General features: G+C 66.6%; 8 protein-coding genes. 4 read left to right on the top strand and 4 right to left on the bottom strand.

Annotation, left to right across the window (positions count from 1 at the left end):
• Positions 1-122 precede the first annotated feature (122 nt).
• Together AC5P76_RS15115 and AC5P76_RS15110 are read left to right on the top strand one after the other, a co-directional pair.
• Positions 123-2,177 carry a glycoside hydrolase family 97 protein gene (locus AC5P76_RS15115; protein WP_253118916.1) on the top strand — a complete coding sequence of 685 codons (2,055 nt, stop codon included), beginning with the start codon at positions 123-125 and terminating at the stop codon, positions 2,175-2,177.
• Positions 2,178-2,402: 225 nt separating this feature from the next.
• Positions 2,403-5,159 carry a TonB-dependent receptor gene (locus AC5P76_RS15110; RefSeq protein ID WP_253118915.1) on the top strand — a complete coding sequence of 919 codons (2,757 nt, stop codon included), beginning with the start codon at positions 2,403-2,405 and terminating at the stop codon, positions 5,157-5,159.
• 248 nt (positions 5,160-5,407) lie between these two features.
• Here AC5P76_RS15110 and AC5P76_RS15105 read toward each other — a convergent pair whose 3' ends face one another.
• Positions 5,408-7,021, bottom strand: coding sequence for an alpha-glucosidase family protein (locus AC5P76_RS15105; RefSeq protein WP_065182403.1), 1,614 nt, complete (start codon positions 7,019-7,021; stop codon positions 5,408-5,410).
• Between the two features lie 215 nt (positions 7,022-7,236).
• Here AC5P76_RS15105 and AC5P76_RS15100 point away from each other — a divergent pair, with 215 nt between their 5' ends.
• On the top strand, positions 7,237-8,235 hold the full coding sequence (locus tag AC5P76_RS15100; RefSeq protein ID WP_253118913.1) for a polyprenyl synthetase family protein: 999 nt from the start codon (positions 7,237-7,239) through the stop codon (positions 8,233-8,235).
• Between the two features lie 101 nt (positions 8,236-8,336).
• Here the strand turns inward: AC5P76_RS15100 and AC5P76_RS15095 are convergent, their stop codons facing one another.
• Complete coding sequence (locus tag AC5P76_RS15095) at positions 8,337-9,128, bottom strand: dienelactone hydrolase family protein (RefSeq protein WP_053516673.1); 792 nt, start codon at positions 9,126-9,128, stop codon at positions 8,337-8,339.
• Between the two features lie 127 nt (positions 9,129-9,255).
• Between AC5P76_RS15095 and AC5P76_RS15090 the strand changes: the two genes are divergently transcribed.
• Positions 9,256-9,846: an SMI1/KNR4 family protein gene (locus AC5P76_RS15090; RefSeq protein ID WP_197601296.1), complete on the top strand. Its 591-nt coding sequence runs from the start codon at positions 9,256-9,258 to the stop codon at positions 9,844-9,846.
• Positions 9,847-9,939: 93 nt separating this feature from the next.
• Here the strand turns inward: AC5P76_RS15090 and murD are convergent, their stop codons facing one another.
• The gene (gene murD, locus AC5P76_RS15085; RefSeq protein ID WP_053516669.1) at positions 9,940-11,349 is read right to left on the bottom strand and encodes a UDP-N-acetylmuramoyl-L-alanine--D-glutamate ligase; all 1,410 of its coding nucleotides are present in this window, start codon (positions 11,347-11,349) and stop codon (positions 9,940-9,942) included.
• Complete coding sequence (gene murL / locus AC5P76_RS15080; protein ID WP_197572648.1) at positions 11,330-12,682, bottom strand: UDP-N-acetyl-alpha-D-muramoyl-L-alanyl-L-glutamate epimerase; 1,353 nt, start codon at positions 12,680-12,682, stop codon at positions 11,330-11,332. Before murL ends, murD begins: the two co-directional genes overlap by 20 nt.
• Positions 12,683-12,735 lie beyond the last annotated feature (53 nt).

Below are 12,735 nucleotides of genomic sequence, written 5' to 3'. Positions count from 1 at the left end.
CCATGGTAGACGCGGGGCTGTCGCCTGCGTCCAGCTGCATACGTATTCATGCACCGACGCGGCAGTACGCCCGCCGGGCTGGCTTATGGTCCGGGTCTGCCAACGGCGCCTTGGGAGGGGAAATGCCGATGTCATCCAGTGTTGTACGTGCGGTGTTCGCGCGAATCATGGGCGTTGCGCTGCTGGGCCTGGCCACGCTGGCGCAGGCCGCCCCGCAGATCACCAGCGTCCAATCGCCCGGCGGCGTGCTCAAGGTCAGCCTGGTGCTGGACGGCGGCACCGCCCGCTACCGGGTGGAGCGCTTCGGTGAAGCCGTGGTGGAGGATTCCAGGCTTGGCTTCGAACTGCGCGATGGCCGCCTGGACCGGGATTTCATCCTGCTCGGGCAGCAACGACGCAGCGTCGATGAGACGTGGGAACAGCCGTGGGGGGAACGCCGCCTCACCCGCAACCACTTCAACGAGCTGACCGTGCAGCTGGCCGAAACCACCGGCAGCAAGCGCCGGCTGGATGTGGTGTTCCGCGTCTACGACGACGGCCTGGGCTTCCGCTATGTGTTCCCTGAGCAACCGAACCTGCGCGAAGCGATCATCGACGACGAGCTGACCGAGTTTGCCGTCGCACAGGATTCTACCGCTTGGTGGATTCCGGCTGGCGAACCGATCCATTACGAGTACCTGTACCAGCGTACCCCGCTGCGCGAAGTGCCGCTGGTGCACACGCCGATGACGCTGCGCAGCCGCGATGGCCTGCACGTTGCGATCCATGAGGCTGCGCTGGTGGACTACGCCGGCATGTGGCTGCGCCGCACCGAAGGCCAGCGCCTGCGCGCGCAGCTCTCGCCCTCGGCCGAAGGGTGGAAGGTGCGCCGTGCCCTGCCCTTCGTCACGCCCTGGCGCACGCTGCAGATCGCCGACCGCGCCGGCGGCCTGGTCGAGTCCGACCTGATCCTCAATCTCAACGAGCCCAATGCACTGGGCGATGTGAGCTGGGTGAAGCCGGCCAAGTACCTGGGCGTGTGGTGGTCGATGCACCTGGACAACGAAAGCTGGGCGACCGGACCGAAGCATGCGGCGACCACCGCCAAGACCAGGAAGGTGATCGATTTCGCCGCCGCGCACGGCTTCCGTGGCGTCCTGGTGGAGGGCTGGAATCCCGGCTGGGACGGCATGTGGGTGGGCAATGGCTACGACTTCGACTTCACTCGCGCCACGCCCGATTTCGACATTGAAGCGCTTTCGGCATATGGACTGAAGAAGGGCGTGCACCTGATCGGCCACCATGAAACCGGCTGTGCCATCGAACACTATGAGGCGCAGCTCGACGCCGCGCTGGACCTGTATGCGCGGCTGGGCGTGGACCAGTTCAAGACCGGCTACGTCTGCGACGACGGCCAGGTCGACCGCCGCAACCCGTCGGGTGGCCCGCTGTGGCGAGAGTGGCACGACGGCCAGTTCATGGCGCGCCACCACCTGCATGTCGTGCAGGAAGCCGCGCGCCGGCACCTGTCGGTGAATCCGCACGAGCCGATCAAGGACACCGGCCTGCGCCGCACCTATCCCAACTGGATCTCCCGCGAAGGCGCGCGCGGCATGGAGTACAACGCCTGGGGCCAGCCGCCGAACCCGCCCGAACACGAAGTCAATCTGGTGTTCACCCGGATGCTGGCCGGACCGATGGATTACACCCCCGGCATCCTCAGCCTGAAGGGCCGCCACGGCCAGGCCATCCCCAGTACCCTGGCACGTCAGCTGGCGCTGTACGTGGTGCTGTACAGCCCGATCCAGATGGCCGCCGATCTGCCCGAACACTACCTGCAGCATCGGGAGGCGTTCCGCTTCATCGAAGACGTGGCGGTGGACTGGGAGCAGAGCCGCGTGCTCGATGGTGAAGTGGGCGACTACGTGACGATCGTGCGCCGCGACCGCAACAGCCGTGACTGGTTCCTGGGCAGCATCACCGACGAGCATGGCCGCGTGCTGCCGGTGTCGCTGGGCTTCCTGGAGCCGGGCGTGCGCTACCGCGCGGAAATCTATCGCGATGGCGACGGTGCGGACTACCGCAGCAATCCGTTCGCGTTCACGCGGCAGACGCGTGAAGTGACCAGCGCCGATGCACTGACCCTGATGCTGGCGCCGGGCGGCGGGCAGGCCATTCGGTTCACGCCATTGGAGTGATGAATGCCCCCGCGTGACGTTCGCCGGGCATGGCCCGGCGCTACCGTGGCGGGGATCTGAAAGCGATTACAACCCTGCAAACGTCATTGAATACGTATGCAGGGTGATTCCCGCGGAGAACCCGCTGCCTACCATAGCGGCGACGACAGCGGCCACCGCGTCGCACGTTCACGGCGTTGCCGGAACGACCTCGAAATGAACAACAACATTGCCTGGGAGGGGAAAATGTTGAACCACAAGCGCAGCGCGCTGAGCATCGCGCTGGCCGTTGTCCTGGCGCCGTCACTGGCGGCGGCACAGACCACGCAGAGCACCACCACGCCGGCCGGCACCGCCGCCACCAACCTGGATACGGTGCAGGTCACCGGTATCCGCCGCGGCATCGAGAACGCGATCGCGATCAAGCAGGACGCCACCTCGGTGGTGGAAGCGATCTCCGCCGAGGACATCGGCAAGCTGCCCGACGTCAGCATTGCCGAATCCATCTCGCGGCTGCCCGGCCTGGCCGCGCAGCGCGTCGCCGGGCGTGCACAGGTGATCAGCGTGCGCGGCCTGTCACCGGACTTCGCCACCACCCTGCTCAACGGCCGTGAGGTCGTCAGCACCGGCGACAACCGTGGCGTCGAGTTCGACCAGTATCCATCCGAGCTGGTCAACGGCGTGACGGTGTACAAGACGCCCGATGCGGCACTGGTCGGCCAGGGCCTGTCGGGCACCATCGACATGCAGACCGCCCGTCCGCTCAGCTTCCCCGACCGGGTGATCGCCGTCAGCGGGCGCCTGCAGAAGAGCTCGCTCGGCGATGCGGCCAACGTCGATGAGTTCGGCAACCGCTTCAGCGCCAGCTACATCGACCAGTTCTTCGACAAGACCCTGGGCATCGCCATCGGTTACGCGCACAGCGACAACCCGATCCAGGAAAACCAGGTCGGCCTGTACGAGCCGTGGACCACCCAGTACACCACGGACGGAAAACGTCCCGGCGTTGCTGCAGGCACCTATTTCTCCGACGGCATCAAGGCGCTGCGCCGTACCGGCAACAACAAGCGCGATGGCGTGATGGCCACGATCCAGTTCCGGCCCAACAACAGCTGGAGCAGCACCTTCGATGCGTTCCACACCGAAGCCGAGCAGATCGACACCGCCAACCAGTTCGAACTGAACCTCAGCAACTACAACGGCAATTACCTGCCGGGCCTGCTGATCAGCAATCCGCAGATCAACGCCGACGGCACCTTCACCGGCGGTACCGCCAGCGGCGTGTACCCGCTGGTGCGCGGCATGTACAACAAGCGCAAGGACAAGATCGACGCGTTCGGCTGGAACAACGAATTCAACTTCGGCAGCGTCAGGCTGGTCGCCGACCTGAACTACTCCAAGGCCACGCGTGACGAGCTGAACCTGGAGAACAATCTGCAGCTCACGCCCATGCCGCAGCTGGATACGGTCGGCGTGCAGATCCGCCAGAACGGCTTCTCGCAGATCAGCCCGGGGCTGAACTACTCCAATCCCGATTCCCTGTTCCTGACCAACACCATCTATGGGTCCGGCTACGGCAAGGTGCCGAAGGTGGAAGATCGCCTGAAGGGCGGCAAGCTGGCGGCGACCATCGCCCTGCCCGAAGCGATGGCGTCGTGGGCACCGGACCTGGACATCGGCGTGAACTATGCCGATCGCCGCAAGGTCAAGACCCAGTCCGAGGGCAACATCCTGCTCGGTGCCCAGGGCGATGCCAACATCGCGGCGGACCTGCAGTACGACCCGGTGAACCTGGGCTTTGCCGGCCTCGGTACCATCCCGGCCTGGAACGTGCCGGCGGCGGTTGCCCGCTACATGACCTTCGATCCGGTCGACAACCTGGACTACCTGATTCCCAAGTCGTGGACGGTGCAGGAGAAGATCACCACCGCCTGGGCGCGCCTGAACATCAACACCGACATCGGCGTTGTCGGCGTGCGCGGCAACATCGGCGTGCAGATGCAGCGCACCGATCAGAGTTCGGACTCCCGCTACTGGGACGCGTCGCAGCCCGCCGGCAGCAACGTGCAGCCCTACTCCGACGGCCGCAAGTACAACGACTGGCTGCCGAGCCTGAATCTGGCCTTCATGTTCCCGCACGAACAGACCCTGCGCTTCGCGGCAGCCAAGCAGGTCGCGCGCCCACGCGTGGACCAGATGCGCGCCGGCCTGGAGTTCGGCGTGGATACCTCCACCGGCCGCCCCGGCGGCAGCGGCGGCAATCCGCGGCTGGACCCGTGGCGCGCCACCGCGCTGGATCTGTCCTATGAGAAGTACTTCGGCGAGAAGGCCTACGTCGCTGCGGCGATCTTCTACAAGGACCTGAAGAGCTACGTCTACACGCAGTCGGTGGACAACTACGACTTCAGCGGGCTGCTCGGCAACTACGTGCCGCCGCCGGGCATGGTGGTGCCCGTGCTGCCGACCGGCACCTTCTCCACGCCGGTGAACGGTGAGGGCGGTACCCTGCGCGGCCTCGAGCTGACCGGTTCGTTCCCGCTGGAGATGCTCACCGACAGCCTGCGCGGCTTCGGCGTGCAGGCCAGTGCCACGTTCAACGACAGCGACATCAAGATCCTCGACCCGGAAAGCGCCTCCAGCGTGGGTACCGATCCAATCAGCCTCCCGGGCCTGTCCAAGCGTGTGTACAACTTCACCGCGTACTTCGAGCGCAATGGTTTCGAGGCCCGCGTGAGCCAGCGCCGTCGTTCGGACTTCATCGGTGAGATCGGCAACTTCAACGGCAACCGCACCCTGCGTTATGTGGTGGGCGAGAACGTGACCGATGCGCAGATCAGCTACACCTTCAGCGACAGCAGCGCCCTGCGCGGGCTGACCCTGCTGCTGCAGGGAAGCAACCTGACCAACGAGCCGTACCGCACCTACGCCGGCACCAAGGATCGCCCGCTGGAATACATCGAGTGGGGCCGCACCTACGTGCTGGGCGTGAACTACAAGTTCTGACCCTCACCGGGCAATGCCGGCCCCAGGCCGGCAACCGCCCATCGAATGCCGGACGCTGCCCGGCAACCGCTCCATCGGTAGCGCCGGGCCATGCCCGGCGGCGAGGACCGCAGGCATGACCGGAAACCCGCTGCGCCTAAGCAGCGGGTTTTCTTTTGGGCGGGGTCCGCCAGCCACGGCACGGCCCATAAAAAAGGGACGGGGCGCTTCGGCCCCGTCCCCGCAAGTACCGCCACCGGAGAAATCGATCAGCTGCGTCGTGCGCAGAACACCGCACGCGGCGGCAGCTGGAGTTCGCCACCCTGCACCGTGCCCGCATCCGGGCCCGGCACATCCATCTGCTGCCAACGGCCGGCCGGCAGCGGATGGGTCACCGCCTCGCCCGACAGGTTGAAGGCCAGCAGGAGGGTTTCATCTGCAAGCATACGCTCGAACAGCAGCACTGGCTCACTGCTGTCAAGGAACCGGATGCTGCCATGCTGCAGGACGGGCTGATGGCGACGCCAGCCCAGGAATGCCCGGAAGGCCGCCAGCACCGACTGCGGGTCAGCGTCCTGCACCGCGACGGCCGCTGCCCGGTGCCCGGCCGGAATCGGCAACCACGGCTGACCGGTAGTGAAACCGGCCAGTGGCGCATCCGTCCACGGCATCGGAGTGCGGCAGCCATCGCGGCCCTTGAAGTTCGGCCAGAAGGTGATGCCGTAGGGATCCTGCAGCGCCTCGAACGGCACCTCGGCCTCGGCCAGGCCCAGTTCCTCGCCCTGGTACAGGCAGACCGAGCCGCGCAGGCAACTCAGCAGCGCCACCAGCATGCGCGCCAGGCGCGGATCGGCCGGATGGCCGCCCCAGCGGGTGACCGCGCGCTCCACATCGTGATTGGACACCGCCCAGCACGGCCAGCCTTCACTCATCGCGGTTTCCAGGCGCGAGACAGTCTCGCGGATGTAGGCCGCGCTGTAGTCGTCCACCAGCAGTTCAAAGCTGTAACCCATGTGCAGGCGGCCATCGCGGGTGTACTCGGCGGTGGTGGCCAGCGAATCCTCCGAGGAGATCTCGCCCAGGCTGACCGCACCGGGGTACTGGTCGAGCAGCGCGCGCAGCCGCTCCAGGAACGGCAGGTTCTCCGGCTGCGTGTTGTTGAAGTAGTGGTACTGGTATGCGTACGGGTTGTCCGGGCTGAAGCCTCGGCCAACGCGCTTGTCAGCGGGCTTGGCCGGGTTGTCGCGCAGCTGCGCGTCATGGAAGCAGAAGTTGATCGCATCCAGGCGGAAGCCATCCACGCCACGGTCCAGCCAGAACCGCACGTTGTCCAGCGTGGCCTGCTGCACCTGAGGGTTGTGGAAGTTCAGGTCCGGCTGGTCGACCAGGAAATTGTGCAGATAGTACTGTTCGCGGCGCGGTTCCCACTGCCAGGCGCAGCCGCCGAACAGCGACAGCCAGTTGTTGGGCGGCGTGCCGTCCTCACGCGGGTCGGCCCAGACGTACCAGTCGGCCTTCGGATTGCTGCGATCCTGGCGGCTCTCGCGGAACCACGCGTGCTCAATCGAGGTATGGCTGAGGACCTGGTCGATCATCACCTTCAGCCCCAGGCCGTGGGCCTTGGCCAGCAGGCGGTCGAAGTCCTCCAGGCTGCCGAACAGCGGGTCGACGTCGCGGTAATCGGCGATGTCATAGCCGAAGTCGGCCATCGGCGACTTGAAGAACGGCGAGATCCAGATGGCATCCACACCCAGCGTGGCGATGTGGTCCAGGCGCTGGATGATCCCTGGCAGGTCACCGACCCCGTCGCCGTTGGCGTCAAGGAAACTGCGCGGATAGATCTGGTAGATGACGGCTCCGCGCCACCATGGATAGTGCGACATCGACAGCCCCCCTCCGGGCATGCGGGACCCGCCGGAAGCGGGCCGAAAACCAAGTCCCGCAAGCTTAGCGGTGCCTCCCCGGGGATGGCGCCACCTGCATACGTATTCACGCCAGGCAGTCACGGACGGCCGGGGCGATCAGACCCGCAGGCCGGTTTGCGCCCGAATTCACGGGCAGCGCCTATAATCATCGACGAGCCTGAAAGCCTGATCGCATGACCATCACCGAAGACACCCGCCCCGCCCTGGGCCTGCCCCAGATCCAGTCGCTTGCTGCGGCCGACATGGCCGCCGTCGACGCCCTGATCCGGCGCCGGCTGTCCTCGGACGTCGTGCTGATCAACCAGATCGCGGACCACATCATTTCCGCCGGCGGCAAGCGCCTGCGGCCGATGCTGGTGATGCTGGCCGGTCATGCGGTCGGCCATGCCGGCCCCGAGCACCACCAGCTGGCGGCGATCATCGAGTTCATCCACACCTCCACCCTGCTGCACGATGACGTAGTGGACGAATCCAGCCTGCGGCGCGGCCGCAGCACCGCCAATGCCCTGTGGGGCAACGCACCGAGCGTGCTGGTTGGCGACTTCCTGTACTCGCGCAGTTTCCAGCTGATGGTCGAGCTGGACCGCATGCCGGTGATGCGGATCCTGGCCGACACCACCAATCGCATCGCCGAAGGCGAAGTGCTGCAGCTGCTGCACGTGCATAACCCGGATACCGACGAAGCGGCCTACCTGCGCGTGATCGAGCGCAAGACCGCCGTGCTGTTCGCTGCCGGCACCCGCCTGGGCGCGCTGGCCAGCGGCGTGGACGAAGCCACCCAGCAGGCGCTGTACGACTACGGCATGCATCTGGGCTACGCCTTCCAGATCGCCGATGACGTGCTGGATTACTCGGCCAACGCCGAGGAGCTGGGCAAGAATCTGGGCGACGACCTCGCCGAAGGCAAGGCAACGCTGCCGCTGATCCATGCCATGGCCCGCTCCGACGACGCCACCCGCGAGCGCCTGCGCACCATCGTGCAGGAAGGCGATGCGTCGGCAATGCCGGAAGTGCTGGCCGCGATCCACGCCACCGGCGGCCTGGACTACAGTCGTCGCCGGGCCGAGGAATACGCAGAGCGCGCCGAGCGTGCGCTCGACGGGCTGGGCGACAATGATGCCGTCGCCGCTCTGCGTGGACTGGCCCGCTACGCGGTGCAGCGCACGCATTGACCGCGCTCGCCGGGCATGGCCCGGCGCTACCTGATGCCGCTGCACCCTGCGTGAGCGGTGTGCTGTGGTAGCGCCGGGCCATGCCCGGCGAACCCGGTGCCTCAGCGCTTCTCGAAGCGCTCCTCGAAGAATTCATCCAGTGCCTTCCACGCGCGCTTCGCCGCCCGTTCGTTGTACTGGCACCCCGGCGGATTGTTGGCATCACGCTCGGCAAAGCAATGCACGGCGCCGCTGTAGTTGGTGAATTCCCAGTCGACCTTGGCGGCATTCATCTCGTTCTGGAAGCTGGCGATGTCGGCCGCAGTCACGCTCCTGTCATCGGCACCATTGAGTACCAGCACCGAGGGATGCGCTCCACCGGCCTGCGCCGGCAGCGGCGAGCCCAGCCCACCATGCAGGCTGACCACGCCGGCCAGCGGCGCGCCCGCGCGGGCCAGCTCCAGAACGGTGGTACCGCCGAAGCAGAAGCCGACCGCACCGATGCGGCTGGCATCCAGCGGCACCTTGCCGGCCTGTGCCTTGAGCACATTCACCGCCTCCAGCGCACGCGCACGCAGCAGCGGCCGGTCGTTGCGCAACGCGGTGGCGACCGGCCCTGCCTCGGCATCGGTCTTCGGCCGCACACCCTTGCCATAGACATCGGCCACCAGCACCACGTAATCATCGCCGGCCAGCTGCTTGGCCTTCTCGACCGCCGATTCGTTCACACCCTTCCAGTTCGGCACCATCACCAGTCCGGGGCGCTTGTCACTGTCCCCGTCGTCATAGACCAGCACCCCGCTGAAGGTCGTGCCCTGGTGCGTCCACTCCACCGGCTGGGTCTTCATCGCCGCCCACGCCGGGAGCGCCGCCAGACCCAGGACCATCGCCACACCGCAACGCCATGCATTCATGCGCCTGCTCCAGAGAAAAGAAAACAGAGGGGTCGCCTGATGTCCCCCTCCCGTCCGCATTCTGCATTGGCGGCGTGACGCAGGTGTGGTTGGATACGCCCTGATTCCGCCCAGCCCCTGTTTGCGAATGAACCTTGTCGATCAATTCCTGTCCGGCCTGATGCCGCGCCTGCCCGCCGACGATGCTGCGCAATGGGCGCATGTCCAGGGCGCCAGCGCCGGAGACCTGCAACGCCTGCGTGCGCAGTGGCCGCAGGTACCTGACAGTCTGGTTGCGCTGCTGTCGCGCGTGGATGGCACGCATTTCCGCCGGTATCCCGAGGGCGAGGTCTGCGTGCTGATGCTCGGCTCGGACGTGGAAGGCGGCGGATACCCCTACTACCTGCGCTCGGTCGCACAGATCTTCGAGGATCACCGGCACTGGGACGACAGCATCCGCTCGATCTACGAAGAATGGCTGGACGACGAACCGGAGATTCTCGGCGACGGCATCGATGCCGACGTACCGATGAGCCGCCGCCTGTGCTTCTCGCACTGCATGAACAACGGCGGCACCTCGATGCTGTACCTGGATTTCGACCCGGCACCGGGTGGCTCCGTCGGCCAGGTGGTGCGCTACCTGCATGATCCGGACAGCTATGCGGTCATCGCGCCCGGCTTCGATGCGTATCTGCAGCAGTTGATTGACGGCGACTACGCGTTCATCGAGGAAGCGTAGATCCACGCCTGCGTGGATGAATTTGCCGGTGGGTTGCCGGCCGGGATCCCGCCGGGGTCAGAACCCTTTCCTGCGGAAAGGGATCCGCCCCCCTCAGGCGATGCCCAGGCCCGGAATCGCGCTGATGCTGTCCGGATCGAATCCGGCCAGCTCGGCGAAGTGACGTCCGCGCGCAACGTAATCGCGGTAGGCCCCAAAACTTGGTGCGCCCGGCGACAACAGCACCACCCCGCCCTGCTGGCCCAGCGCAGCGCGTGCCAGCGCCATGGCCTCCGGCAGGTCGACGGCCGCATGCAGCCCGAATCGACCTGCATCGGCCAGCGGCTGCAGCATCGCGTGGATGCGCGGGCCGTTGCTGCCCATGGTCACGATCTCCACCGGCGGCACATCGTGCGCCATGTGCTGCATGAAATCGGTCCAGTCCAGGCCGCGGTCATGCCCGCCCACCAGCAGCGCGATGCGCTGGCCGCTGAAGCACTCCAGTGCCGCCAGACTGGCGTGGGGCGTGGTGCTGATCGAATCGTTGATGTAGGTCAGCCCATCGGCCACGCCGATGCGCTGCAGCCGGTTGGGCAGCGGACGGAAATCCTGCACGGCCGGCGCCAGCGCCGCCGCGTCCAGGCCCAGCGCTTCCAGCGCGGCCAGCACCGCACACAGGTTGCCGCGGTTGTGGCGGCCCGGCAGCGGCGTACTGCGTGTATCGAACACCGCCTGTTCGCCACGATGCACGATGTCGCCACGCATGTGCCAACCCTGCGGCTGGTTGAACCAGACCACCTGGCTGTGCGGCAGCGTCAGTTCCGCCAGATGCGGATCGGCGGCATTGAGCACGGCGATGCACGGAGCGGCATCGGTGACCAGCTGCAGCTTGTCCTCGATATAGCGCTGTTCGCTGCCATGCCAGTCCAGATGCTCAGGGAACAGATTCAACACCACCGCCACCTGCGGTCGCGCGCCACTGCGCGCCACTTCGCCGGTCTGGTAGCTGGACAATTCCACCGCCCAATACGCGGGCGCCGGCTGCGGGTCCAGCACCTCCAGCAGCGGCAGGCCGATGTTGCCGACCAGGCCGGTGCGATGACCGGCGGCACGCAGCAGGTGCGCGACCAGCGCGCTGGTGGTGCTTTTGCCCTTGGTACCGGTCACGCACACGGTGTCATGGACAATGCCGTCGTCAGCGGCATGCTCGGCGAACCAGAGCGCGGTGCCCCCGATGAAACGCGTGCCCCGTGCCGCCGCGGCCACCGCGATCGGCTGGTAGGGACTGATGCCGGGTGACTTGATCACCACGTCGAACGCGGCCAGCGCCTCGGCCGAAGGCTCGCCACGCACCTCCAGTGACCCCTGCGTTTCCGCGCGCGCCGCATCGGCTTCGGCGGCCGGACAGAACAGGCTCAGCGGCAACGTCGGCAGGCGTGCACGCAGCACCGCGAATGCGGCACGGCCCTCACGCCCCCAGCCCCACAGCGCGACGCGCTTTCCTTCAAGCTGAGAAATCTTCACGCACCCGTTCCCACAGCGCAGCCGGAATGCGGTGCTCGCCCTGCAGCTGCAGCATCGGCGCCAGCTCCAGTTCGGCCGCGTCGAGCTGCGGCTGGATCTCGTTGCAGAAGCGCTTCACCAGCGCATCTTCCTTCCACTCCGGTCGCTGCGCCAGGGTCGCCATTGCTGCACGCGATTCACGACCTTCGCCCACGCACTCGAACGGCTTGTGATCCTGGAACTCCAGCAGCGCGTCGAAGCCACCGGCCTGCTCGACATCGTCCAGCAGATTGCGACCGAAGATGCGCACGAGGCGGGTCTTGGGCATGAACGGGGCCAGCGCCAGAAACACGAAATGGCACTTCGGGCAGACGCCACACCAACGGTTCACCGGGCGCTCGCCGAGGATATGGAAGTTGCGGTTGCAGCTGGAGAAATGCGCGTCGTAGAAGTCGCTCTTGGCGAACTGGCGGGCCACCGCCAGTTCCGACATCGGTCGCAGCAGCGAGTAGTACTGCAGGTCTGCGGCCACGTGCGCCTGCACATGGCTGCCGAAGGCCTGCTCGAACGCCCAGCCCTTGGACCACTGGTGGTTCACCTCGCCGGTGCCCGGAATCTGGCTGCCGTAGCTGGCCGAGCGTTCGTTGGAGAACACCACCTGGTCCACGCCCTGCAGCAGGGCTGCCAGCACCATGATCGCCGAGTTCACCGCGGTCACCGGGATATGGCCGTTCCACGCCCCTTGGCGGTTGAGCTCGAACAGCTCCGGCGCCAGCGCGCGGCCCAGGTTCAGCGTCGGCAGGCCGGTGCGTTCGGCGCAGGCACGGATCAGCTGCGAACCGCCGATCCAGGTGACCGTCTCGTCCACGCCCGCCCGTCGCAGCGCTTCGATGCTGACCAGCGAATCCTTGCCGCCACCGATGGCGACCAGCGCATGCGGATGCAGGCCCACCTCCGGTGCCTGCACCGGCTCGCCCTGCACCGGCAGGCGGAAGCGGCCACGCAGGTTGAGGCCGTTGCGGTAGGCGAACTCGCCCAGGCCGTTGAGGTAGATCGCTTCCACCAGCGCCGCGGTATCGGCATCGATGGCGTAGCTGTCGATGCTGACGATCTCCGGCACGCCGGCCTTGTAGTAGCTGACGCCGGCGATCAGGTGCAGCAGCTGCAGCGCTCGCTGCACGGCAGCGGCGCGCGCCGGGTCGAGGACGAACGGGGCGCCGGGAACGGTGATGGTTTCCACCATCTCGGGGCCATCATCGAAGGCGTAGACCAGCCGTGCCACGCCGCTGTCCGCGGCAAATTCGCAGCGGACGAAGCGGAAACGGGAGACCTGGTGTTTGTCGAAAGCAGTCATGGTGTATCCGGTCAGGCACGGACCCGCGCGGTTGCGCGGGGCGTGTCGGTGGG

Source organism: Stenotrophomonas sp. YJH_SMC_36 (assembly GCF_059369935.1).
Note: the sequence above shows the minus strand (reverse complement) of the source record. Positions and strands in the feature narration are given on the sequence as shown.

Excerpts from the sequence above, each read along its gene's own strand:
- AC5P76_RS15110 (WP_253118915.1), top strand. The coding sequence starts at position 2,403 with ATGTTGAACCACAAGCGCAGCGCGCTGAGCATCGCGCTGGCCGTTGTC.
- AC5P76_RS15100 (WP_253118913.1), top strand. The coding sequence starts at position 7,237 with ATGACCATCACCGAAGACACCCGCCCCGCCCTGGGCCTGCCCCAGATC.
- AC5P76_RS15105 (WP_065182403.1), bottom strand. The coding sequence starts at position 7,021 with ATGTCGCACTATCCATGGTGGCGCGGAGCCGTCATCTACCAGATCTAT.
- AC5P76_RS15095 (WP_053516673.1), bottom strand. The coding sequence starts at position 9,128 with ATGAATGCATGGCGTTGCGGTGTGGCGATGGTCCTGGGTCTGGCGGCG.
- AC5P76_RS15090 (WP_197601296.1), top strand. The coding sequence starts at position 9,256 with ATGAACCTTGTCGATCAATTCCTGTCCGGCCTGATGCCGCGCCTGCCC.
- AC5P76_RS15115 (WP_253118916.1), top strand. The coding sequence starts at position 123 with ATGCCGATGTCATCCAGTGTTGTACGTGCGGTGTTCGCGCGAATCATG.
- murL (WP_197572648.1), bottom strand. The coding sequence starts at position 12,682 with ATGACTGCTTTCGACAAACACCAGGTCTCCCGTTTCCGCTTCGTCCGC.